Below are 22403 nucleotides of genomic sequence, written 5' to 3'. Positions count from 1 at the left end.
CCTTCGATCGCCCGTGATCATGCCGTCCGCCCCAGCATCGCACCCGGCACTGACAACGCCGCGCGGGCCGGACCCGGGGTGCGGGACGCGGAGGGTCGTAGGAGCGTGGGGGTGTGGCGAGGCTGCGTGGTGTGGTGGCGGGCCGGGAGCAGGACCGGCGGGGCTGGCTGCGCGGTGCGCCGCCGCCCCCGTGGGTGCGCGTGCTGCCGGTGCTGCTGGTCGTCGGCGTGTGCGTGGCCACGCTCGTCACCCCCGAGGCCCAGGACATCGGCTTCCTGCTGGGCGCGATCCCGCCGCTGGCCGTCCTGTCGTACGGGCCCCTGGCCACCGCCCTGCTGGGCGGCGCCGCCCTCGCCGTGCTCAACATCCCCGCCTTCCACCTGAACCGCCCGGGCAACACCGACCTGCTCACCCTGGCCTTCGTCTCGGTGCTGAGCATCTTCGTGTCGTTCGTGCGCAGCCGCCGCGACGCCCAGCTGGACCTGGAGCGCACGGTCGCCGAGGCCGCGCAGCGCGCCGTCGTGCCGCCGGTGCCGGAGCGGGTGGGACGGGTGCGCTGTGCGGGGCTGTACCGGGCGGCTGAGCGCGGCACGCTCGTCGGGGGCGACTTCTTCGACGTCCGCGGCGGTCCGTACGGTGTCCGGGCCGTCCTCGGTGATGTGCAGGGGCACGGGCTGTCGGCCGTCGCGACGGTGGCCTCCGTGCTGGGTGCCTTCCGTGAGGCCGTGCTCGACGAGGCCGACGTCGAGTCGGTCGCCGCCCGCCTGGACCGGCGGCTGGTGGTGGACTCGGCGCGCACGGAGCACGCGGAGCTGTTCGCGACGGCCGTACTGCTGGAGTTCGCGCCGGACACGCGGGCGGTCCGCATCGTCTCCTGCGGGCATCCGGCGCCGTTGCTGCTGCGCGGCGGCACGGTCAGCGAGGTGCCGGTGAAGCCGTGGACGCCGCTCGGCCTGGGGCTGGCCGACACGCGTCCGGAGGCCGGGGCCGCGGTGCCGCTGCTGCCCGGCGACCGGCTGCTGCTGGCCTCGGACGGGGTGCTGGAGGCGCGGGACGGGGCAGGTGCGTTCTATCCGCTCCAGGACCGGCTGGCGGGTTTCGCCGGCGCCGGCCCGGACACGCTGCCGGGGCTGGTGTGGGCCGATCTCGTGCGGTTCTGCCCCGAGATCCGCGACGACGTCACGATGCTCGTCCTCGCGCCGACGCCGCCGGACGCCCGCTGACGTCGTCCGGCTGCCCGGCCGACTCGCCCTCGGCGTCGATGTGCGGCAAGGCCCGGTCCAGCCAGCGCGGCGTCCACCAGGCGTGCCGGCCGAGCAGGGTCATCACCGCGGGCACCATCAGCAGCCGGACCACGGTCGCGTCGATGAGCACGCTGACGGCGAGGCCCAGGCCCAGCATCTTCACGACGATGTTGTCGCTGAGGATGAACGCGGCGAACACGCTCACCATGATCAGTGCCGCGCAGGTGATCACCCGCGCGGTGATCTCCAGGGCGTGGGCGACCGAGGCTTTCGCGTCCCCGGTGCGCAGCCAGGCCTCGTGGACGCGGGACAGCAGGAAGATCTCGTAGTCCATGCTCAGGCCGAAGATGATCGCGAACATCATCATCGGCACATAGCTCTCGATGGGCACCTTGCCCGAGACGCCGAGCGCCGGCCCGCCCCAGCCCCACTGGAAGACGGCGACGACCACGCCGTAGGAGGCGGCGATGGACAGGACGTTGAGCACGGCGGCCTTGACGGCGACGAGCAGTCCGCGGAAGACGGCGAGGATGATCAGGAAGGCGAGGGCGACGACCACGCCGATGATCAGCGGCAGCCGGCTGGAGACGATGTCGCGGAAGTCGACCTGGGCTGCGGTGGTACCGGTGACATAGCCCTTGGCGTGGGTGCCGGCGACCGCGTCGGGCAGGGTCGTGTCCACCAGCCGGTTGGTGAGGTCGGTGGTGCCGGCGTTCTGCGGGCTGTACTTGGAGTAGACGGTGCCGATCAGGACGTCGCCGTCCTTGGTGGGGGTCAGCGGGGTGACGGTGGCGGCGCCGGCCACGGCGTTCAGGGTCTTCTGCGCCTGGGAGGACAGGGCCGAACGCTGGTCGCCCGGTACGCCGCTCTGGTCGATGACGACGGTGAGCGGGCCGTTGGAGCCGGGCCCGAAGGCGTTGGTCATGAGGTCGTAGGCACGCCGGTCGGTGAAGGAGGTGGGGTCCGCGCCGTCGCCGATGTGGCCGAGCTGGATGGAGAAGACCGGGATGGCGAGGACGACGACGGTCACCACTCCCGCGGCGAGGTAGGACCAGGGTCTGTGCTCCACCCGCTGGGCGTAGCGGTGCCAGGTGCCGTGCGGTGTCGTGCCGGGTTCGGCGTCGGTCTCGGCGACGGGACGGCGCACCCGGTAGCGGTCGATGCGTCTGCCGATCAGCCCGAGGAGCGCCGGCACGAGGGTGAGCGCCCCGAGCACGGCGGTGACGACCGTGACGGCGGCGGCGAGTCCCAGCTTCCCGATGAAGGACACACCGGAGGCGTACAGGCCGGCCAGGGCGATGATCACGGTCGTGCCGGAGACCAGGACGGCCCGCCCGCTCGTGGCGGCCGCCCGGCCGGCGGAGTGCACCGGATCCGCGCCGTCCATGAGATGTTGCCGGTGCCGGGTGATCAGGAACAGGGCGTAGTCGATACCGACGCCCAGGCCGATCATGGTGGCCAGGGTCGGGGAGACGGTGGCGAAGGTGAAGGCGGCGGCGAGCAGGCCGAGGCAGGCCAGGCCGCCGATGACGCTGATGAGCGCGGTGACCAGGGGCAGCCCTGCGGCGATGACGCTGCCGAAGCCGACCAGCAGCACCACGATGGCCACGGCGAAGCCGATCAGCTCGCTGACCCGGTCGTCCGCGGCGGGCCGGGCGAGTTCGCCGAGCGGTCCGCCGTACTCGACCTGCGCGCCGGCCGAGCGCAGCGGCTGCACGGCCTTGTCCACGCCGTTGAGATAGCTGTCGCCGAGGGTCGAGGGCTGCACGTCGAAGCGGACGGTGATGTAGGCGGTGTGTCCGTCGCCGGAGAGCGGGCCGACGCTGCTCGGTGCCGGCTTGCCCTGGGTGGAGCCGGGAGCGGTGAGCGGGTTCTGCGCCGACAGGACGTGCGGCATCTTCTGCAGGTCCGCGACGGTCGTGGACATCTGCGAACCGAGCGCGGTCAGCGACTTGCTGCCGTCGTGCATGACGATCTGGCTGCCGTAGCCGCCGGCCGCGGGATCGTGCTGTTTGAGGACGTCCAGGCCCTGCTGCGACTGCACTCCGGGCAGGGAGAAGTTGTCGGAGTACTCCCCGCCGAAGTTCCGGTCGAGGACCTGGAGGGCGGCGAGGGCGACCAGCCACGCCACGATGACCACGACGAAGTGCCTCGCGCACCACTCCCCCAGTCCCCGCAGGCCCCCCGTGGCCCTGGTGCCGTCCCCGGCGGCGCCGTGGTGTCCCCTGGTGCGTTCCCGGGTGCGTGCCATGGGCCCGGCCCTTCCTGGCGTACGCGGGGCGGGGTGCTCGACCTCTCCCGTTCGACCTTTCCCATTAGACGTCGGGGTGCCGGGCGCGGCATCCCGGACGATCGCGGGCGGGAGGGTTACGCGGCGCGGCACCGCGGTACTCCGGCGGCACGGCACGCGGCTGCGGCGCGCGTGTCCGTGCCGTCCGGATGCAGGGTGCGCCGGATGGATGAATGGTGAGAGTGGACCGGTTGCGCGCACCGGGTCGTCGCAGCCGTCCGGACCGGAGGGAGCACTGCCATGCCGACATCACAGCCCGAGGCGTCCAAGCCGTCCGAGGACCGCGCCACTCCCGACAGCCTGCTGCACGCCCGTACCGGTACCGACGTCTCCGCGGAGGACGTCGTGCTGGCCGCGGGCCGGGACATCACTCCGCGCAACCTGGAGTGGGCCAAGCGCAAGCTGGACCGGGAGGGCCCCGCCGCGCTGGACAAGCTGCTGCCCTGACGGGCCGGGCGCTTCGAGCCGGGACCGTGCCGTGGGGCGGTCTCCTCACCGTCGAGGAGACCGCCCCACGTGTGTCCCTGCGCGTCTGCCGCCGAGAGGACGAAAGTCGGCTACGGCTGCGTCAGGTCGTCGTCGACGACGTGCATCGCGGCCTCCTCCGCGCCGGCCGCGCCCGCGTCGATGCCCTTGTCCGCGGCGACGGCGTCCTTCTCGGTGTCGGGCCGCACGCCCTCGTCGGGGGCGACGAGCCGTCCGGCGCGGTCCGCTCCGGCCTGCGGGTCGACGGGTTCGCCCTCGCCGCCGGGCAGGTCGCCGATGTCGTCGCCGGAGGGCGGCTGCACGTCCGGCTGCTCCTGGGCGAGCCGCTGGTCGAGGCTCTCCCCGTCGTGCTGCTCGGCGGCGGTGGTGCCGTACTTGGTGACGCCGAGCGGTTTCTCGGGGGGTGAGTAGCCCTCGTCCAGGGTGTCGTCATAGGTGCGTTCGCCGACGGCGTCCTGCATGTCCAGGGGCGCGGCGTCCTCCTGCTCCTCGTTGCTACCGGTGGGCTGGTAGGCGTCGTCGGCCATCGGTTCGGGGCGGGTGCCCATGGCTGCCTCCCTCGGGTGCGCCAGTCACCTCGTGATGCGCGTGTGCGTGCTTTCCGTGTTCCGCGTTTCCCGTTCGGCCGGGTCCAACCCCCTTGGCCCGGTGCCCGCGTACGGCTCCGGGAGCGCGTCGTGCCACGTCGAGCGGTGGGGCTATCATCACTCGCACACTCCGCGTGACCGTTCGTCCACGCAGCGGCGTACCTTCCCGCCGGCTGCGCGGTCGCCGCGCCCGGGGCCTCCCCACGGGGCCGCGGCGGCACCCCCCACCCCCCACGTCGCCGGTGCCGGTCCCGCCCGCGCGCCGGCACGAACGAAGGCAGCGACCATGAGCAACAGCGGCGGCAGAGGGCTGCAGGCAGGCGCCCTGGGCATGTTGGACACCGTGGTGATGGCGGTCGCGGGCAGCGCACCGGCGTACTCGCTGGCCGCCACGACCGCGGTCCTGGTCGCCGCGGTGGGGCCGGCGGGCCCGGCCGCGCTGCTGTACTGCGCGATACCGATGCTCGGCATCGCCCTGGCGTTCAGCCGGCTGGGCCGCCTCGACGCGAACGCGGGCGCCGGCTACTCGTGGGTGGGCCGGACGCTGCATCCCTTTCTCGGATTCCTCAGCGGCTGGGCGCTGGTGGTGTCGGCGACCCTGTTCATGGTGGCCGGTTCGCTGCCCGCCGGGTCGCTGACGCTGGCCCTGTTCGACCCGGGCCTCGCGGACGACACGGCACCGGCCACGCTGGTCGGCGCGGGCTGGTTCCTGCTGATGCTGGGTGTGGTGCTCGGCGGCGCCCGCCTCACCGCGCGGGCCCAACTCCTCATGTCAGGCGTGGAGTTGGCGATCCTGGCGCTGTTCGCGGTGCTCGCGCTGGGTCGTTTCGGCCATGTCCCGACCTTCGACTGGTCGTGCTTCGGGCTCGGCCACTTCGACGGCGTGTCCGGGTTCGCCTCGGGCGCGTTGGTGGCCGCGTTCTCCTACTGGGGCTGGGACGTCACCAGCAACCTCAGTGAGGAGACCCGCAACAGCCGCCGTACGGCGGGCCCGGCGGGGCTGATCGGGCTCGGCGTGGTGTTCGTGCTGTTCGAGGTGTTCACCGTCCTGGCGAACACGCTCCTGACCCCGGAGCAGATCGCCGCGCACGGCGCCGACGTGCCGGCCGCGCTCGGCGAGGTGATCTGGCCCGGCTGGGGCGGAAAGCTGCTGACGGTCGCGGTGATGCTGTCCACCGTCGCGACGCTGGAGACCACGCTGATCCAGGTCACGCGCTCGCTGTTCGCGATGGGCCGGGACCGCACGATGCCCGCGGCGCTGGGCCTGGTGCACCGCCGCTGGAACACGCCGTGGGTGGCGATCACCGTGGTGGGTGCGGTGGCGCTGGCCCTGTTCGTCGCGTCCACGGCGCTCGGCACGGTGGGTGAGATCCTCGCCGACGCCATCCGCGCCATCGGTCTGCAGATCTCCGTGTACTACGGCCTCGCCGGCGTCGCGGTCGTCGTCGCGTACCGCAGGACGCTGCTGTCGTCGCCGGGCGCCTTCCTGCTGAACGGGCTGTGGCCGCTGCTCGGCGCGGTGTTCATGTTCTGGGTCTTCGCCGAGTCGCTGGCCGAGCTGAGCGGGGCGGCGGTCGCGATCGGGCTCGGCGGCCTCGCGGCCGGTCTGGTGCCGATGCTGCGGTACTGGCGGCGGGGCAGCGAGTACTACCGGCCGGCGAAGCTCGACGCCTCGCGCACGGTCGAGACCGACTACGTCCCGGCCGCCGGGCCGGCCCTGCCGCCGGGTGGTTACGAGGGCCTCCCCACCGACTTCTGAGGGGTGGGCAGGACGATGGCGCGGGAGCGCTTCACACCCGACTTCGACCCCGACTGCGGCGACGCCGCGCTGACCTCCGCACGCCAGGACGTCGTGATCGGCCGCTGGCAGGGGCTGCGGGCACTGCTGCGCGCCACCGGCCCGGACTGGGCGGTGCGCGGACACCGGGTGCGGCTGCTGGCGCAGGCCTGCGCGGACCGTTCGACGGTGGAGACCTGGCTGGCCGCCGAGCCGCGCAGCGCCGACGCCCTGGTGCTGCGGGCCGCTACGGAGACGACGCGGGCCTTCAACGTGGCCATCGCCGCCGGACGCGGCGTGCCGATCGACCGGCGGCGCATCGACGCGGCGGTGTCGGCCTGCCACGCGGCGGCCGAGGCCTGCCCGCAGGACCCGACGCCATGGGTGTCGCTCGTGTCGGTGGCCCGGCTGTACCCGTCCGGGGTGCGGCGGCGGGAGCTGGCCCGCTGGTGGGACGAGCTGCACCGGCGCGACGCGTACAGCGTCGAGGGGCATCTTCAGGTGCTGCACTACTACTCGGCGCGCTGGCACGGCAGCCACGGCCTGATGTACGACTTCGCCCGCGACGCCGCCGGGGTGGCGCCGCCGGGCTGCGCGCTGCCGGTGCTCGTGCAGTACGCGCGCGTGGAGGAGTACCGCTACGCCCTGGAAGCGGCCTCCGGCGGGACGGCCGCCGTCGCCTTCGGTGAGCACTGGAGTCACCCCGGCGCGGTCGCCGACGTACGGCGCAGCCACCAGCGCTGGATCACCGGGCGCGGGGAGGGCCCCGTGGCGCCGGCCGAGCTGCGGGACGTGCACCATCTCGCCCACGCGGCGTGCCTCGCCGGGTGCGCGGACGTCGCCGCCGCGCTGCTCGCGCTGGTGGGCCGCCGCGCGACCCGCACACCGTGGTCGTGCACCGGGGACCCGGCCCGCCAGATCACCCGGTGGCGGCGCGCACTGGGGGTGGAGGGCTAGGCGCCACGTAGATCCGCAGTGTGCCGAAGCGGTACGGCTGCCAGGTGCGGGCGTAGCCGGCGGGCGCGCCGTCCGGCGGGGTGAGGTGGGCGGTGGGGACGCGGTGCGCGGTGCGGGTGATGCCGGCCGCGGTGGCGTTCGCGTTCGGTCCCGAGGTGGCGGCCGAGGCGCAGCCGGCGTAGTAGGCGATCGGCAGGGCCTCGTGGCCGGTGACCAGGCAGGGCGGGCGTACCCCGAGCCGGTGCAGCTCGGCGGCGGTGCGGGCCCAGGCCCGGTGCTGCGCGGTGGTGCGCCGCACGGTGTGGCTCAGGACGCCGTACTGCACCGCCAGATGGCCCGTGAGCGCGAGGACCGCGGCGGCCGTGAGCAGCGGGCGCGGGCGCCCTCGCGGGCCGGTCACCAGGGCCCGCAGGGCGTCCGCGACGGGCAGGGACAGCAGGGCGTACGCCGGGAGCAGGAAGCGGGGGGCGGCGTACGCGATGAGGAACAGGTAGGGCACGGCGGCGGTGACCGCGCAGGCCACGGGGAGCAGTGTGGGCAGGGTGCGTCCGGCCCGGACGGCGACGGCCAGACCGGCCGCGGCGAGCAGCGGCAGCGCGCACCACCACAGGATCACCGCCGGGTGGGGTGCGGGTACGTCGCAGGGGCGGCACAGGGTGCGTCCGTCCAGGCTGCGCAGCTGGTCGTCGACGGCGAAGTGCAGGCCCAGGCCGCCCTGGAGGCGGGAGCCGTCGGCGAGGCGGCGGGCCAGGCCGCCGTAGTCGGCGTACGCCTCGACGACCCATGGCGCGGCACCGGCCGCGAGGCCCGACAGCAGGGCGACGAGCAGTCGCCACCGGCGTGTGGCGGCCGCGAGGACGAGCAGCGGGGCGGTCGTCCAGACGGCGTCGGTGGGCCGCATCAGCGCCATGAGCGCGGCCGCTGCCGCGATGCCGCCCAGCGCCCACCGGTCGGCCGGGTTCCGCCACCCTCGCAGGAAGCAGCCGGCGCAGGCCAGGGCGCCGACGGCCACCCAGTAGTTGGGCATGGCCTGCGGGGCGTAGAAGAGCGTGACCCACAAGGTGGCGAACAGGGCCCCGGCGGTGGCGAGCACGCGGACGGGGAACACGCCTCGCCAGGTGCGCAGCGCGAGGTACAGGGCGAGGCCCGACAGCACGGCGAGGTATCCGCGCAGCAGCGGGGTGGAGGACGACCAGGACGTGACGGGCGCCACCAGCAGACTGACGCCACGCGCGCGTGGCGCGCTGAAGTACGACGCCGGGGCGTGGCCGGAGACCTGGCTGACGTAGACGGTCTCGTCCCAGCCGAGGCCCATGGACGGGTGGACGAGCAGCAGTTGGGCGAGCGTGAACGCACCGGCCACCAGGGCGAGCGGGCCGCCGGTGCGGTCGGGCGCGGGCCGGGCGGAGGAGGGCGCGGGCCGCGGGCCGACGCGGGTGCGGTGCGCGCTGTCGGCCATCGCCCCGGCCCTTCCCTGCGGTCGCTGGTCCGCGCACGGACCGGGCAGCCGGCCACGCGCGCGGTGATCAGCGCCAACGTAACCGGCGGCGCCGCCCGGGGCCCGCGGAGCGCGGCCGGGCGGAGGACGGGCGCACCTGTGGCCCGGGCGCCGCCCTCCCCGTTCGGGCCGCGGGCGCTAGCGGGCGTTCGGGGCGCGGTGCGGGGGCTGCTCCGGGTCGGGGCGCTGCGGGGCGGGCGGTACGGGGCGTACGGCGGGGCTCTCGGTGGACAGGGTCACTTCCTCGCCGTGGTGCCGGATCGTCAGCGGCGGCCCCGCCAGCAGGGTGTAGACGGCCTTCTCCGGGCCGATCTCCACGCGCAGGCGGCTCTCGCGCAGCCGCAGGTGGAAGGCGAGCCGGCTGAAGTGCTCCGGCAGGCGGGGTGCGAAGCGCAGGCTCCCGCCGTCGCGCCGCATGCCGCCGAAACCGGCGACCAGGGCCGTCCAGGTGCCGGCCAGGGAGGCGATGTGCAGTCCGTCGCGGGTGTTGTGCTCCAGGTCGGCCAGGTCCATCAGCGCGGCCTCGGCCGTGTAGTCGTAGGCGAGGCGCAGATGGCCGGCGCGGGCGGCGACGACGGCCTGCACGCACGCCGACAGGGAGGAGTCGCGGACGGTCAGCGGCTCGTAGTAGGCGAAGTTGCGGGCGATGTGCTCCTCGTCGAAGAAGCTGTCGCAGGTGTACATGGCCAGCACCAGGTCCGCCTGCTTGACGACCTGCTTGCGGTACAGGTCGAAGTAGGGGAAGTGCAGCATCAGCGGGTACTGGTCGGGGCGGGTGCCGGCGAAGTCCCAGCGCTGGTAGCGGGTGAACCCCGCGTGCTGCTCGTGCACGCCCAGCTCGTCGTTGTAGGGGATGTTCATCGCCGCGGCGGCGTCGCGCCAGGTGGCCGTCTCCTCGTCGTCCACGCCGAGGCGGGCGGCCTGCTCGCGGTGGCGTTCGGCGGTGTCGGCGGCGGCCAGCAGGTTCTGCCGGGCCATGAGGTTGGTGTAGGTGTTGTCGTCGCACACCGCGCTGTACTCGTCGGGCCCGGTGACGCCGTCGACGTGGAAGGCGCCGGTGCCGTCGTGGTGGCCGAGCGAACGCCACAACCGCGCGGTCTCCACGAGCAGTTCGAGACCCGTCTCGCGTTCGAAGGCGACGTCTCCGGTGGCCGCCACGTACCGCACGACGGCGTCCGCGATGTCGGCGTTGACGTGGAAGGCGGCCGTGCCCGCCGGCCAGTACGCGGAGCCCTCCTGGCCCTCGATGGTGCGCCACGGGAACGCGGCGCCGCGCAGGCCGAGCTGGGCGGCGCGCTCGCGGGCCGCGTCCAGGGTGTTCTGCCGCCAGCGCAGCGCCTCGGCGACGGCCCCGGGCGCCGTGTAGGTGAGCAGCGGCAGCACGAACATCTCGGTGTCCCAGAAGGCGTGCCCGTCGTAGCCGGACCCGGTCAGGCCCTTGGCGGGGATGGCGCGCTGCTCGGCGCGGGCACCGGCCTGCAGGACGTGGAAGAGGGCGAAGCGGACGGCCTGCTGGATCTCCTCGTCGCCGTCGACCTCCACGTCGGCGGCCGCCCAGAAGTCGTCCAGGTAGGCGCGCTGGTCGTCCAGCAGGCCCTGCCAGCCGCTGTGGTCGGCGGCCGCGAGGGCGGCCTCGACCTGGTCGCTCATCGCGGGCCGCGAGCGGGCGCCGGACCAGCCGTGCGCGACCAGCTTCTCCACCCGCAGCCGCTGCCCGGGCTCCAGCACGGCGGTGACCGTGTACCGGGCCACGTCGACGTTGGACTCGCTGCTGGTCGTGGTCCGCTCGGGCCCCTCGACGCGGTGGTCGGCGGCCACGGCCACGCGCAGTCCGCTGCGCCGGGTGCGGTGCACGAGCCGCAGCCGGGGTCCGGCCGCCATGTCCTCCTCCGGCTCCAGCGGCGACTTCAGGGCGCGGGCGGCGCGCGGGTCGCCGTTCGGGTCGGGCAGGCTCTCGTTGGCGACCAGCTCCGACTGGATCACCACCCGGGCGCGGCGGCCGACCGGCTCGACCTCGTAGGCGACGGCGGCGATCGCCCGCTGGGTGAGGGAGACCAGGCGGGTGGAGCGCACCCGGACGGTCGTACCGGCCGGGGAGGTCCACTCGCAGACGCGTTCCAGCACGCCCCGGCGCAGGTCGAGCTTGCGCTCGTGGGAGACCAGCCGGCCGTAGCGCAGGTCGAAGGGCTCGTCGTCGACAAGCAGCCGCAGCACCTTGCCGTTGGTGACGTTGATGGCGGTCTGACCGGACTCCGGGTAGCCGTAGCCGGCCTCGGCGTACGGCAGCGGGTGCAGCTCGTGGACGCCGTTGAGGTAGGCGCCGGGCAGGCCGTGCGGCTCGCCCTCGTCGAGGTTGCCGCGCCAGCCGACGTGGCCGTTGGACAGGGCGAAGACGGACTCGCTCTGTGCGAGGAGGTCGAGGTCGAGGGAGGTCTCGCGGACGGCCCACGGCTCGACGGTGTACGACCGCTCGGTGATCACGCCTGCCCTCCCAGCTCCGCGAGGTCCTTGACGACACGGTCCGCGCCGTGCGCGTACAGCGCGTCGGTCTGCCCCACGCGGTCGACTCCGACGACGTATCCGAACCTGCCCGCACGGCCGGCGTCCATGCCGGCCAGGGCGTCCTCGAAGACGGCCGCGTCGCCCGCCTCGACGCCGAGGTCGGCGGCGGCGGCGAGGAAGGTGTCGGGGCGCGGCTTGCCGGGCAGGCCGCGCTCGACGGCGACGACCCCGTCGATGCGCACGTCGAAGAGGTGCTCGGCGTCGATGGACTTCAGGACGTCCAGGGTGTTGGCGCTGGACGACACGATGGCGGTGCGCAGGCCCTTGCCCCGGACGGCCTCGATGTAGCGCAGCGTGCCGTCGTAGGGCTCGACGCCCTGGGTGCGGATCTTCTCCAGCAGCAGTTCGTTCTTGCGGTTGCCGAGGCCGTGCACGGTCCCGGCGTCCGGCGGGTCGCCGGGCGAGCCCTCGGGCAGGTGGATGTCGCGGGAGGCGAGGAAGGTGCGCACGCCGTCGGCGCGGGGCCGGCCGTCGACGTACCGGTCGTAGTCGTCGTCGCTGAACGGCTCGGCGTCCGCGCCCTGGCGTTGCCGCAGGAACGCGTCGAACGTCTCCTTCCAAGCGGCCGCGTGCACCACGGCCGTCTTGGTGACGACCCCGTCGAGGTCGAAGAGGCAGGCCTGGATGTGGTCGGGCAGACCGAGATCCGTCGTCATACCTGACACCGTTCCCCACACAGCGGCTCCTACGGGGTGTCCCACGCCACAGGGCGCCGTTCGAGGGGATGGCACACTTCCCTGCGTGCCGACCTTCGACGATCTGCTGACCCGGGCCCGCCGCCTCGTCGGGCCCTCGGGCACGCGCGCGGTGCTCGGCATCGCCGGCAGTCCCGGCGCGGGCAAGACGACGCTCGCCGAGCGGCTGGTGAGGGCGCTGAACGGGACGGGCGAGCCATGGGCGGCGCACGTGCCCATGGACGGCTTCCACCTCGCCGACGTCGAGCTGGAGCGTCTGGGCCGCCGGGACCGCAAGGGCGCGCCGGACACGTTCGACGCGGCCGGGTACGCGGCGCTGCTGCGCCGCCTGCGCCACGAGGACGAGGACGTCGTGTACGCGCCGGGATTCGAGCGGGTCCTGGAACAGCCCCTGGCCGGTGCGATCCCCGTCCCGCCGGCCGCCCGCCTGGTGGTGACGGAGGGCAACTACCTGCTGCTCGGGACCGGTGGGTGGGCGCGGGTGCGGGCCGCGCTGGACGAGGTGTGGTTCTGCGAGCTGCCCGAGCCCGAACGGGTGCGCCGCCTGATCGCCCGGCACGAGGAGTTCGGCAAGGGTCACGAGGAGGCGGTGGCCTGGGTGCGGGGCACGGACCAGCGCAACGCCGACCTGGTGGCGGCCACCCGGGACCGGGCGGACCTCGTGATCACGATGACGTGCCTGGAAGGGTGAACCACGGCGACCCTCGGGCCGTACCTGTGGGCGCGGCGGAAGGTCCGGCGTACGGCTCCTGAGGGGGTGGCGCCCGCGCGGGGCGGCACATGGCGACGAGCGAGCGGCAGCGGGTGCGTGAGACGCCCGCGCGCGGGGACGGGCGGCGCGGGCGGCGGTGGCTGCTGCCGCTGGTCGTGGTCGTGCTGCTCGGGCAGATGGCGGTCGCGATGGTCACCACCGCCGTCCAGCAGACGCCGACCGTCGACGAGCCCGTCTACGTCGGCGCGGCGGCCGTCTATCTGCACGAGCACAGCCTGGAGATCAATCCCGAGCATCCGCCGCTCGGCAAGCTGGTGATCGCCGTGGGCGTGGCGGCCGCCGCGCCGCACTTCGACGCCTCCTTCACCGGCACCCAGCAGCGGGTCGGGCAGCATCTGCTGTACGGGTCGGGGAACGACCCCTGGCGGCTGATGTTCTGGGCGCGGCTGCCGGTGATCGTGCTGACGCTGCTCTTCGGCCTGGTGGCCTTCGCGTTCGCCCGGGATCTCGCCGGCCCGGCGGCCGGCCTGGTGGCGCTCGGGATGTACGCCTTCTCGCCCGACGTGATCGCGCACGGCTCGCTCGCCACACTGGACGCGCCGGCGGCCGGGTTCCTGCTGACGTCGGTGTGGCTGCTGTGGCGTGCCCGGCAGCGGCCCCGGCGGTGTCTGCCGGCGGCCGGTGCGGCCCTGGGGGCGGCGCTGGCGACCAAGGCGTCGTCGCTTCCGGCCGTACCGGTGCTGGTCGTCCTGGCGGCGGTGTCGGTGTGGCACGCGTGCGGGACGCACGGGCGGCGGGAGCGGCTGCTGCGGGCGGCCGGCGGGGCGCTGGTCGTGGCCGTGACCGCCGTGGCGGTCGTGTGGGCGACGTATCTGGTGGTCGATCCGCGGCTGCGGTGGTCGCCCGAGCAGCCGGTGCCGGTGGTGCACGGGCTGCGCGGGCTGCTGGTGCGGCTGCTGCCGCTGCCGCGGGCGTACCGGGACGGACTGCGCATGCAGTTCGCCTTCGAGAACCAGCCCTGGCAGGGGTTCCTGTTCGGGCGGCTCTACACCGGCTCGCTCTGGTACTACCTGCCGGCCGCGCTGCTGGTGAAGACACCGCTCGGCATGCTCGCCCTGTGGGTCGCCGGCGTGGTCGCGCTGACGGTGCGGCGCCTGCGGGCCGCGGCACCGTATCTGCTGCTGCCCACGGGGGTGCTGCTGGCGGCGGCGATGACGGGGTCGCGGGACCTCGGCACGCGGTACGCCCTGTTCGTGCCGGTGTTCCTCGCGGTGGCCGCGGGCTGCGCGACGGTCCTGCGCCGGCGGTGGGCGCCGGCCGTGACCGCCGGGCTGGTGCTGTGCGTCGCGGTCAGCTCGCTGCGCGCCTTCCCGTACTACCTGCCGTACTCCAACGAGGCGTTCGGCGGTCCCGCGCGGACACATCTGCGGCTGCACGACTCCAACGTCGACTGGGGGCAGGACCTCGGCCGGCTCGCCCACCGTCTGCGCGAGCGCCACCCCGGGGAACGGGTGTGGCTCGTGTACAAGGGCAGCGGGGTGCCGTCCGCCTACGGCATCCGCGCGGCGAATCCGCTGGGGGTGCCCGCCGACGACGTGCACGGGCTGCTGGTGGTGTCCGACTCCGCGCTCGCCAAGGCGCGTGGCCGGCTGGCCGCACTCGTCGCCGGCCTGCGGCCGGTCGACGAGGTCGGCCACTCCATCACGGTGTTCCGGCGGTAGGCGTCCCGTTTCCCACGGGAGGCCCCGGTTCCCACGGGAGGCCCCGGTTCGCACGGGAGGCCCCGGTTCGCACGGGAGGCCCCGGTTCGCACGGCGGGGCGTTCCCGCCGGGCGCGGGGCGTGTGCCGGGCCCCGCGACGCCGGAGCGATCCACCCGGCAGGCCCTAGCGGGCCGCCTCGAACCCCTGCGCGCTCACGTGCCGCATCACCGTGCTCGCGACCCGGTAGCGGCCGTTGGGCACCTCTCGGGAGCGGGTGATGTGCACGGTCAGGGGGCCCGCCCAGGCGTAGCCCTTGCGTTCCGCGTGCCGGACCAGGCTGTCGGTGAGGTCCTGGCCGACCCGGCCGCCGTGGCGGCTCAGCTCGTCGTGGACGGAGGCGTCGAGCTCGACGTCGTAGGCGTTGGGCACCACGACGAGGTTCTCGCTGCACACGACCGCGTGTTCGTCGCACTCGCGGCGCAGGGCCGCGAGCAGTTCGACCGGTTCCCGGCCGACGACGCGTTCCCACAGCGCCTCCCAGCGCTGCTCCAAGGCGCGTTCCAGCCCGCTGAGCGCTCCCATGGAGTCCGCCCCCTCACTTCTCCTCGAAGTCGTCCGGCCGCACCTGGGCCTCCTCCAACGCCTCGCGCAGGGTGCGCCCGCTCGCGCCCTGGTCCCTCGTCGCGCCGCGCTCCTCGGGCCCGTTCGCCGCCCGGGCCGCGCCCCGCGCCTTGAGGGTGTCGTCGGTGGTGCCGGTCTTCGCCCGGTTCTCCTCGGGGACGGTCATCGCGTACTGCTCCTGACGTGTCGTCGGGGGTCATGTCCCGCGCCGGGTTCCCGGCGGGCGCCGGGCTATCCATCCGCCCTGTTCACCACGGTGCGTGAGCTATGTTGAAGCACTGTGGGAGACAACAGAGGCGCACCCGTGCCGTCGCCGCAGCAGGCACGCGCACAGGCATCGGCGATCACGTCCGGCAAGACCGCGCCGGAGGTGGAGGCGTCCCCGACTTCCCAGCTCAGGGCGCTCTTCGACCAGCCGCGGCTGTCGCCGGGACAGCGGCGCATCGCGCAGTACCTGATCGAGCACATCACCGAGGCCGCCTTCTTGTCGATCACCGATCTCGCGGAGCGGGCCGGGGTCAGCCAGCCGTCGGTGACGCGGTTCGCGGCCGCGGTGGGCTTCAGCGGTTACCCCGCGCTACGGGAGCGGCTGCAGACGATCGCGCTCGGCACGCTGGCCGGCGGGCCCGCCGAGGTGAACCGCAGCAACGAGCTGCAGGCCGCGGTCGACGCCGAGATCGAGAACCTGGAGAACCTGCGCCGCGACTTCGCCGACCCCGACCAGGTGATCGAGGTCGGCCGCAGCCTGTCGGAGTCGGCACCGCTGACCGTGCTCGGGCTGCGCATCTCCTCCTCGCTCGCCGAGTACTTCGCCTACGCGGCCCGGCGTATCCATCCCGACGTGCGGCTGGTGACGCTGGGCGGGAGCGTCGCGTACGACGCGCTGCTGCAGTCCCGGGAGGCCGGCGGCACCTGGGTGCTGGCGTTCTCCATGCCCCGGCACGCGCAGGAGACGCTCACGGCGGTGCGCGTGGCGCGGCGCGCCGGGCTGAAGGTCGCCCTGATCACCGACCTGGCGCTGGGGCCGGTCGTGGACGAGGCCGACGTCACGTTCGCGACCGGGACGGGCTCGCGGCTCGTGTTCGACTCCTACGCGGCGCCCGGGGTGATGGCCGCCGCGCTGCTGCAGGCCATGACCGACGCCGGTCCGGAGCGGACGCAGGGACGCCTGGAGGAGTACGAGCAGGTCGCCGAGGAGCATCACTTCTTCCTGCGGGACTGAACCGCGACGGTGCCGTTCCCCGGGTGGGCCGGACTCATACCGGCGCACAGCGGGAGGACCCGTCGTAAAGCACGCATGAATGTTTTCATACGTCTTGCAAACCAGACGGCATATATAAATACTGCTCGGGGCCGTACACCGCCCCCTCCGCCGCCGTCCCCTACCCACGACGGCGAGGGGCAGTCCGGTCGGGCGTCTCACCTGTGCGAGCGCCCGTGGTGGCCCCGGTCATCCCCTAGGCCGGGGCCGCCCCTCCCCCTCGAACCACCGCACCCGACGCCGGAAGCGACGATCATGGCCCTGACGACGACGCGCATCAGCCCGGACTGGCCGTGCCAGGTGAAGACCCCCGGCTCCTACGACTGGGAGCGCTCGGCCGTGCGGTGGCTGCGGGAACTGGTGCCGGCGCGTTACGCCGGCTACCCGGCGCTGCTGCGGCACCCGGTGCTACTCGCCCGGCACGCGCAGCTCCAGGTCCAGCAGGAGATCCGCGTCGCGCGCACCGCGCTGCAGACCGCCCGCGCCGACCTGCCCCGGCTCGGCCTGCCGGAGTCGGTCATCGAGCACACGATCAAGCTGTACGCGGCGGAGGTCCTGCAACTGCAGCACATCGCCCGCAGCGTCCGCGCGGTCACGGAAGCCCTGACGGGCCCGCGCTGACGTATCGGGCCCCGGCCGCGGCGCCGGTCCCGGTCCACGGCTCGGGCGGGCCCCGGTGCGTGGCTCGGGCGGACCCCGGCACACGGCCCCGGCAGGCCCCGGCCTCGCGCCCGGACGACCCCCGCCTCCCACCTCCCGCCTCCCGGCCCCCGAGCCTCACGGCTCCGGCGGACCCCGGCACACGACCCCGGCCGCGCGCCCGGGCGGCCCCCGCCTCCGCGGCCCCCAGCCCGCGGCGCGCGGACGGTGCGCCCGCCGGCGGAACGGCCCGGGTGGCATGGCGCGCGACCCGAGCGCCCGCCGACGCAGCGGCCCCCCGCGAGCCCGGCGTGCGACCCGAGCGCTCGCCTACGCAGTAGCCGGCCCGACCCCTGCGCGCGGACCATGCGGTCCGCCGACAGAACCACCCCCGCGGCACGGGCCCACAGCCCTGAGCCCGGAGCCCGCGCCGACGGACGGACCGGCTCGAGTGGCGCGGCGTACGGCCGGGTCCAGGGCCGACCGGGCTGCCCGGCGAATCGCCCGCCCCGCCGGCAGGTGCGCCCCTCGCGAGCCGGGCCGCGCTCGACGGCGACACCGGGCCGCACCCGGACCGCATCCGGCGCCGGTGCGGGCGTCCCCACGGGGCGGCCCGTGGTGTGCACCCGTGGTGTGCATGGGTGGGGTCAGGCGTGGCACACGGGGGGACCATGAGGTACCCACCGCGAGCGGCGATGACCACGAGTACCCCGGACGGGCGGCGTCCGGAACCCGTCACCACCGTGTTGACCTGGCGGGTGCGGCCCGGGCACGAGCAGGAGTTCGAGGAGTGGACGCGGGGCATCTCCCGCTGCGTCCGCGAGTTCCCCGGCAACGAGGGCGTCGCCTGGCTGCGGCCGGCGGACGGCGGGCACCGCTTCCACGCCGTCCTGCGTTTCAGCGACAGCGACCGGCTCGGCGCCTGGCTGCGCTCCGACGAGCGCGCCGACTGGCACGAGCGGATCGAGGGCATCGCCACCGAGGTCAGCAGCGAGCGGCAGTCCACCACCGGCCTGGAGACCTGGTTCCGCCTGCCCGGCACCAGCGTGCAGTCCCCGCCGCGCTGGAAGATGGTGCTCACGACGTTCCTCGGCGCCTACCCCTTCACGCTGCTGATCCAGTGGCTGGTGACCCCGCGCACGGCGGCCTGGCCCCTGCCGCTGCGCGCCGCCGTCTTCCCGCTGGTGCTGCTCCCGGTGCTGACGTACCTGGTGATGCCCCTGCTCAGCCGGGTGCTGCGCCTGTGGCTGTACCCCCCGCCGGACCGGTAGGGGCGATCAGGTCGCCCCAGACCGCGAGCGAAGCCCCCCTCCTGTGCAATGCTCGAGGCGTGACGAGCGAACCGGCCCTCCCGGCGGAGTCCGGAAACGTGCCCGACCTGGCCGCGCTGAGCCGGGTCGTGGCCCGTCAGCGTGCCGAAATGGACCGGCTGCACGACATGGCCGCGACCTCCGCTGTGCTGGAGCGGGCCAAGGGCGCCGTCATGGCGCTGACCGGATGTTCGGCGGAGACGGCCTACGAGGAGCTGCTGTACCGGGCCAAGGCCGCCGAGCGCACCCTGCTGGAGGAGTGCTGGATCACGCTCGGCACGCTCGCGGCACCCCCGCCCCCCTCGCAGACCCGGCGGCCCGGCGCCGGCACCGACCTCGCCGAGAGTCCGGAGGAGCCGCCGGCGCTGCCCGACGACGCCACCGCGCTGGCCCGCCTCGGCCGTGCCCTGCTGCGGGTGCACAGTCCGCAGGGGCTCGCCGCGGTACTGCTCCGGCAGTTGGGGCGCCGCGTGGACGCCACCGCGATCATGATCTACCAGCGGCTGCACGTCGGCGGTCTGGAGCTGATCGGGCAGGCCGGACTCGACGAGCTGACCGCCACCCAGTGGCATCATGTGCCGCCGCTGCGCGGAGTGGCCGCCCGGGACAGCCTGGAGGCGCAGCAGGAACAGTGGCTGGAGGACATCGAGGCGGCGAGCCACACGCATCTGCTCATCGGTGACCCTCCCGAGCGGTGGCCGTCGCGCGCCTGGCTGCCGGTGCCGGTCGGCGGCCGGGCGGACGTGGTGATCGGCGTCCTGTGCGGACGCGCCGGCCCGTTCACCGAAACCGACCGGGATCATATGCGGGCGGTCGCCCGGCTGTGCGCCGGCCGGCTGCGGTCGCTGGACGCCCCGCGCGAACCCTCCGTCGACGCGGCCGCCGACGTGGTCCAGGGCGTGTTCGAGACGCTGCCGGGCGCGGCGCTGCTGCTGACCCCGCTGCGGTCGGAGTCGGGCGACGTCGAGGACTTCCGTATCGACGCAGCCACCCCGCACGCGGTCGACGCCGTCGGCCGCACCGGACGCGAGCTGGTCGGTCTGCGGCTGCTGGAGTACCGGCCGAGCGTGGCCGGTGAGCAGCTCTGGCAGGGCTGTCTGCGGGTGCTGGCCACCGGTGAGCCGTACGAGGGCGAACCGCTCGCCCACCGCGTGGTGGCGGGAGGCGTCGCCGAACTGGTCACGTCCGCCCCACGGGTGGCCCGCCTGGGCGCCGGCCTGGTCGTGAACTGGGTCCGGCACGACCCTTCCGACCGGCAGGAGCAGCGGCTCGCGGACGTGCAGCGGCTGGGCAACCTGGGCTGGGCCAACTGGAACCTGGTCACGCACGAGGCGACCTGGTCCGCGCAGACCTTCACCGTGCTCGACCGGGACCCGGCGCGCGGACCGGTGCGGCTGGCCGAGCTGCCCTCGCTGGCCGTGCCCGAGGACATGCCCGCGCTGGCCGGAGCGGTCGGGCAGCTGCTGCGGGACGGGCACCGCTTCGACGTGCCGTTCCGGGTGCGTACGCCCGACGGGATACGGCATCTGCGGGTGGTGGCCGAGGCGGTGGCCGACAACAGCGGCGTCCCCGTGGAGGTGCACGGCTTCGTGCAGGACCTATCCGCGCGCCGCAACGCCGAACTCGCTCTGGTGGAGAGCGAGCGGGCGATGTCGACCCAGCAGGGTGTGCTGCAGGCCGAGCGGGCCCTCGCCACCCGGCTGCAGCACGCCCTGCTGCCCCTGCCGCGTACGCCGGTCGATCTCGCCGGGCTGCGTGCCGAGATCGCGTACCTGCCCGCGCAGTCGGGGCTCAGCGTCGGCGGCGACTGGTTCAGCGCCATCGAACTGCCCGACGGTGACGCGCTGTTCGTCGTCGGCGACGTCGCCGGGCACGGCATCGACGCCGTGGCCACCATGGCGCAGCTGCGCTTCACCGCCAAGGGCATGATCAGCACGGGGTCGTCGCTGACCGGGGCGCTCGCCCGGCTCAACCGGCTGCTGCTGCACTCCCGCGGTCCGCACGGCACCGCCACCCTGATCCTCGCCCGCTACCGTGCCGACGGCCATCGTCTGGTGTGGGCGCAGGCCGGACATCCGCCGCCGATGCTGCTGCGCGACGGCCGGGCGCAGCCCCTGGAGCGGCCCGCGGGCATGCTGCTCGGGGCCACCGACACGCCGTACTACGAGGAGGCCGAGTGCCGGCTGCTGCCGGGTGACCGGTTGGTGCTGTACACCGACGGGCTGGTCGAGCGGCCGGGTGAGTGCATCGACCTGGGAATCGGCCGGCTCGCGACGGCGCTCGAGACGCCGGTGCCGGCCCCGTCGGGCACGCTCGCGCCGCTGCTGACCGCGCTGCTGGACGGCGAGCGGCGGGACGACGTGTGCGTGGTCGACATCCGGGTGCCGGAGGACTCGGACTGAGCCCGGGAAGCCGCACGGCACTCAGTACCCTGCATCGAGGGTACTGAGTGCCAAAATGGCCGATCAAGTGTTACGTTCCGGGCATGAGTTCCAGCAGTGCCGCCTCCGGGCGTGAGGACAGGGCGGAGGCCGGCGCGCGGCCGCCGATGCGGGAGGCGCTCGTCGCGGCGGCCTTCCGGCTGTTCCTCGAACGCGGTTACGAGCAGACCACCGTGGACGACATCGTGGCGCTGGCCGGCGTCGGACGGCGGTCGTTCTTCCGCTACTTCCCGTCCAAGGAGGACGTGGTCTTCCCCGACCACGAGCGCTGCCTGGCGGACATGACGGCGTTCCTCGCGGCGAGCGGCGAAGGCGACGAGCCGGTGCGGCGGGTGTGCGACGCGGCCCGGCTGGTGCTGGGGCTGTACGCCGAGAACCCGGCTTTCTCCGTGCAGCGCTACCGGCTCACCAAGCAGGTGCCGGGCCTGCGCGCCTACGAGCTGTCGGTGGTGTGGCGTTACGAGCGGGCGCTCGCGGAGTATCTGCGCGAGCGCTTCGCCGGCCGGCCGGATGGCATCCTGCGGGCGGACGTGATCGCGGCCGCCGTGGTGGCGGCGCACAACAACGCGCTGCGCTCGTGGCTGCGCTCGGACGGCGAGGGCGACGCGAGCGCCACCGTGGACCATGCGCTCGGCTATGTGCAGGAGGCCTTCGGCGAGCAGGCCGGACCCGCGGCCGGCGCACAGGACCGGCGCCAGGCCACCGGCCCGATCCGGCCCACCGCCACTCGGGACGACGACGTGGTGGTCGTGGTCTCCCGGCGGGACGCCCCGCTGTGGCGGGTGGTGCAGGAGGTCGAGTCGGCCTTCGGGCGGATCTAGTTGGGCCTTCGTTCCCTTTTCGTGGTACGCAGTACCTTTACCTGTGGCACTGAGTGCCATACGCTGAGGCTGTGCACGGTCCCCCCGTGAACCGGGCACACGCGTGCGCGGGCTGCCCCGCGCGCGCCGGATTCCGGCCGAGTGCAGGGAGTTGAGCCGCGTGTACCACCACTCAGGAACCGCCGTGTCCCCGGTAGCCCGCTCCGCGACGGGCGTCCTCGACCACCCGGCCACCGGTCCCGGGACCACCGAGGCGAAGGACGCCCTGTTCTTCCAGCGCTGCACCTGGTGCGGCACCGCCATGTACCACCGGGTGCTGTGTCCCGTCTGCCGCGGCAGCGAGCTGCGCACGGAGCGCAGCGAGGGCGTCGGTACGGTCCGCCACTCCACGGTGGTGCACCGCAACTCCCCGGCCGCGCGCAACGTCTCCCTGGTCGAGATGGCGGAGGGCTTCGTCGTGCGGGGCCGTGTGATGGGTCCGCCGATCGGCATCCACAGCGGTGACCGCGTACGCCTGTCCACCGCCAAGGACCCGGTGCGCGGCGAGCCCGTCTTCCAGCTGGTCGACGAGCCGTACCGGGCCTGGACCTGACGGGACGTCAGCACCGCTGGGCGGTTCCGGCCGCACATGCGCACCGAAGTCGTGCACGTGTGCGAAGTTGACCTGAACCCGCCCCTCTCACAGACAACCCACAGACGACGCTCTCCGTCCTCCGAGGCGCGAGGGGCCCCCGGGACCGACGGGGTGCCCGCGCACGGGGTTGTAAGGAGAGACCATTGTCACCTGCCCGGTTGCCACT

19 protein-coding genes are annotated in these 22403 nt (G+C 74.2%); 12 read left to right on the top strand and 7 right to left on the bottom strand.

What is annotated here, in order from left to right:
- Positions 1-113: 113 nt before the first annotated feature.
- Entirely contained in the window at positions 114-1223 is a 1110-nt protein-coding gene (locus AB0E88_RS15345) for a PP2C family protein-serine/threonine phosphatase (RefSeq protein ID WP_361629859.1), read from the top strand.
- Here the strand turns inward: AB0E88_RS15345 and AB0E88_RS15340 are convergent.
- Positions 1180-3495 carry an MMPL family transporter gene (locus tag AB0E88_RS15340; RefSeq protein ID WP_361629856.1) on the bottom strand — a complete coding sequence of 772 codons (2316 nt, stop codon included), beginning with the start codon at positions 3493-3495 and terminating at the stop codon, positions 1180-1182. The genes AB0E88_RS15345 and AB0E88_RS15340 overlap by 44 nt on opposite strands.
- A 279-nt stretch (positions 3496-3774) precedes the next feature.
- On the opposite strand from AB0E88_RS15340, the gene AB0E88_RS15335 reads away from it, so the two are divergent.
- Positions 3775-3981, top strand: coding sequence for a hypothetical protein (locus tag AB0E88_RS15335; RefSeq protein WP_361629853.1), 207 nt, complete (start codon positions 3775-3777; stop codon positions 3979-3981).
- A 110-nt stretch (positions 3982-4091) separates the two neighbouring features.
- On the opposite strand, the gene AB0E88_RS15330 is transcribed toward AB0E88_RS15335, so the two are convergent.
- Positions 4092-4568 (bottom strand): DUF5709 domain-containing protein, encoded by a 477-nt coding sequence (locus AB0E88_RS15330; RefSeq protein ID WP_361629850.1) that lies wholly within the window; start codon positions 4566-4568, stop codon positions 4092-4094.
- A gap of 325 nt (positions 4569-4893) precedes the next feature.
- Here AB0E88_RS15330 and AB0E88_RS15325 point away from each other — a divergent pair, with 325 nt between their 5' ends.
- Both AB0E88_RS15325 and AB0E88_RS15320 read left to right on the top strand, forming a co-directional pair.
- Positions 4894-6366 carry an APC family permease gene (locus AB0E88_RS15325; protein WP_361629847.1) on the top strand — a complete coding sequence of 491 codons (1473 nt, stop codon included), beginning with the start codon at positions 4894-4896 and terminating at the stop codon, positions 6364-6366.
- A gap of 15 nt (positions 6367-6381) precedes the next feature.
- The gene (locus AB0E88_RS15320) at positions 6382-7341 is read left to right on the top strand and encodes a hypothetical protein (protein WP_361629844.1); all 960 of its coding nucleotides are present in this window, start codon (positions 6382-6384) and stop codon (positions 7339-7341) included.
- On the opposite strand, the gene AB0E88_RS15315 is transcribed toward AB0E88_RS15320, so the two are convergent.
- From AB0E88_RS15315 to AB0E88_RS15305, 3 genes are all read right to left on the bottom strand, one after another.
- Positions 7304-8800 carry a hypothetical protein gene (locus AB0E88_RS15315; RefSeq protein WP_361629841.1) on the bottom strand — a complete coding sequence of 499 codons (1497 nt, stop codon included), beginning with the start codon at positions 8798-8800 and terminating at the stop codon, positions 7304-7306. The two genes, AB0E88_RS15320 and AB0E88_RS15315, sit on opposite strands and share 38 nt — an antisense overlap.
- 177 nt (positions 8801-8977) lie before the next feature.
- Positions 8978-11320 carry a glycosyl hydrolase family 65 protein gene (locus tag AB0E88_RS15310; RefSeq protein WP_361629838.1) on the bottom strand — a complete coding sequence of 781 codons (2343 nt, stop codon included), beginning with the start codon at positions 11318-11320 and terminating at the stop codon, positions 8978-8980.
- A complete protein-coding gene (locus AB0E88_RS15305; RefSeq protein WP_361629835.1) occupies positions 11317-12057 on the bottom strand; it encodes a beta-phosphoglucomutase family hydrolase in 741 nt (246 codons plus the stop codon). The genes AB0E88_RS15310 and AB0E88_RS15305 overlap by 4 nt, the downstream gene beginning before the upstream one ends.
- An 85-nt stretch (positions 12058-12142) precedes the next feature.
- On the opposite strand from AB0E88_RS15305, the gene AB0E88_RS15300 reads away from it, so the two are divergent.
- Both AB0E88_RS15300 and AB0E88_RS15295 read left to right on the top strand, forming a co-directional pair.
- Positions 12143-12787 carry a nucleoside/nucleotide kinase family protein gene (locus tag AB0E88_RS15300; RefSeq protein WP_361629832.1) on the top strand — a complete coding sequence of 215 codons (645 nt, stop codon included), beginning with the start codon at positions 12143-12145 and terminating at the stop codon, positions 12785-12787.
- A 197-nt stretch (positions 12788-12984) separates the two neighbouring features.
- Positions 12985-14529: a phospholipid carrier-dependent glycosyltransferase gene (locus AB0E88_RS15295; protein WP_361629942.1), complete on the top strand. Its 1545-nt coding sequence runs from the start codon at positions 12985-12987 to the stop codon at positions 14527-14529.
- A gap of 164 nt (positions 14530-14693) precedes the next feature.
- Here AB0E88_RS15295 and AB0E88_RS15290 read toward each other — a convergent pair whose 3' ends face one another.
- Both AB0E88_RS15290 and AB0E88_RS15285 read right to left on the bottom strand, forming a co-directional pair.
- The gene (locus AB0E88_RS15290; RefSeq protein ID WP_361629829.1) at positions 14694-15092 is read right to left on the bottom strand and encodes a DUF3662 domain-containing protein; all 399 of its coding nucleotides are present in this window, start codon (positions 15090-15092) and stop codon (positions 14694-14696) included.
- 13 nt (positions 15093-15105) lie between these two features.
- On the bottom strand, positions 15106-15297 hold the full coding sequence (locus AB0E88_RS15285) for a hypothetical protein (RefSeq protein ID WP_361629826.1): 192 nt from the start codon (positions 15295-15297) through the stop codon (positions 15106-15108).
- A gap of 138 nt (positions 15298-15435) precedes the next feature.
- Between AB0E88_RS15285 and AB0E88_RS15280 the strand changes: the two genes are divergently transcribed.
- The 6 genes from AB0E88_RS15280 to AB0E88_RS15255 all read left to right on the top strand — a co-directional run bounded on the left by AB0E88_RS15280 (position 15436) and on the right by AB0E88_RS15255 (position 22195).
- Positions 15436-16353, top strand: coding sequence for a MurR/RpiR family transcriptional regulator (locus AB0E88_RS15280; protein WP_361629939.1), 918 nt, complete (start codon positions 15436-15438; stop codon positions 16351-16353).
- A gap of 294 nt (positions 16354-16647) precedes the next feature.
- Entirely contained in the window at positions 16648-17013 is a 366-nt protein-coding gene (locus AB0E88_RS15275; RefSeq protein ID WP_361629823.1) for a hypothetical protein, read from the top strand.
- Positions 17014-17726: 713 nt separating this feature from the next.
- Positions 17727-18302 carry an antibiotic biosynthesis monooxygenase gene (locus AB0E88_RS15270; protein ID WP_361629820.1) on the top strand — a complete coding sequence of 192 codons (576 nt, stop codon included), beginning with the start codon at positions 17727-17729 and terminating at the stop codon, positions 18300-18302.
- Between the two features lie 149 nt (positions 18303-18451).
- Positions 18452-20743 carry a SpoIIE family protein phosphatase gene (locus AB0E88_RS15265; protein WP_361629936.1) on the top strand — a complete coding sequence of 764 codons (2292 nt, stop codon included), beginning with the start codon at positions 18452-18454 and terminating at the stop codon, positions 20741-20743.
- An 83-nt stretch (positions 20744-20826) separates the two neighbouring features.
- Positions 20827-21603 (top strand): TetR family transcriptional regulator, encoded by a 777-nt coding sequence (locus tag AB0E88_RS15260; RefSeq protein ID WP_361629817.1) that lies wholly within the window; start codon positions 20827-20829, stop codon positions 21601-21603.
- Between the two features lie 160 nt (positions 21604-21763).
- Positions 21764-22195 carry a zinc ribbon domain-containing protein gene (locus AB0E88_RS15255; RefSeq protein WP_361629814.1) on the top strand — a complete coding sequence of 144 codons (432 nt, stop codon included), beginning with the start codon at positions 21764-21766 and terminating at the stop codon, positions 22193-22195.
- The last annotated feature ends 208 nt before the right edge of the window (positions 22196-22403 follow it).

Source organism: Streptomyces sp. NPDC028635 (genome assembly GCF_040637635.1).
Taxonomy (GTDB): Bacteria; Actinomycetota; Actinomycetes; order Streptomycetales; family Streptomycetaceae; genus Streptomyces.
The sequence above is the reverse complement of the archived record's forward strand: the minus strand, read 5'-3'. Positions and strand labels throughout refer to the sequence as shown.

Bases quoted from the DNA above. Each gene is read 5' to 3' on its own strand.
- AB0E88_RS15285 (WP_361629826.1), bottom strand. From the start codon at position 15,297: ATGACCGTCCCCGAGGAGAACCGGGCGAAGACCGGCACCACCGACGAC.
- AB0E88_RS15305 (WP_361629835.1), bottom strand. From the start codon at position 12,057: ATGACGACGGATCTCGGTCTGCCCGACCACATCCAGGCCTGCCTCTTC.
- AB0E88_RS15330 (WP_361629850.1), bottom strand. From the start codon at position 4,568: ATGGGCACCCGCCCCGAACCGATGGCCGACGACGCCTACCAGCCCACC.
- AB0E88_RS15290 (WP_361629829.1), bottom strand. From the start codon at position 15,092: ATGGGAGCGCTCAGCGGGCTGGAACGCGCCTTGGAGCAGCGCTGGGAG.
- AB0E88_RS15335 (WP_361629853.1), top strand. From the start codon at position 3,775: ATGCCGACATCACAGCCCGAGGCGTCCAAGCCGTCCGAGGACCGCGCC.
- AB0E88_RS15325 (WP_361629847.1), top strand. From the start codon at position 4,894: ATGAGCAACAGCGGCGGCAGAGGGCTGCAGGCAGGCGCCCTGGGCATG.
- AB0E88_RS15320 (WP_361629844.1), top strand. From the start codon at position 6,382: ATGGCGCGGGAGCGCTTCACACCCGACTTCGACCCCGACTGCGGCGAC.
- AB0E88_RS15340 (WP_361629856.1), bottom strand. From the start codon at position 3,495: ATGGCACGCACCCGGGAACGCACCAGGGGACACCACGGCGCCGCCGGG.
- AB0E88_RS15260 (WP_361629817.1), top strand. From the start codon at position 20,827: ATGAGTTCCAGCAGTGCCGCCTCCGGGCGTGAGGACAGGGCGGAGGCC.
- AB0E88_RS15275 (WP_361629823.1), top strand. From the start codon at position 16,648: ATGGCCCTGACGACGACGCGCATCAGCCCGGACTGGCCGTGCCAGGTG.
- AB0E88_RS15270 (WP_361629820.1), top strand. From the start codon at position 17,727: ATGACCACGAGTACCCCGGACGGGCGGCGTCCGGAACCCGTCACCACC.
- AB0E88_RS15265 (WP_361629936.1), top strand. From the start codon at position 18,452: ATGGACCGGCTGCACGACATGGCCGCGACCTCCGCTGTGCTGGAGCGG.
- AB0E88_RS15315 (WP_361629841.1), bottom strand. From the start codon at position 8,800: ATGGCCGACAGCGCGCACCGCACCCGCGTCGGCCCGCGGCCCGCGCCC.
- AB0E88_RS15295 (WP_361629942.1), top strand. From the start codon at position 12,985: ATGGCGGTCGCGATGGTCACCACCGCCGTCCAGCAGACGCCGACCGTC.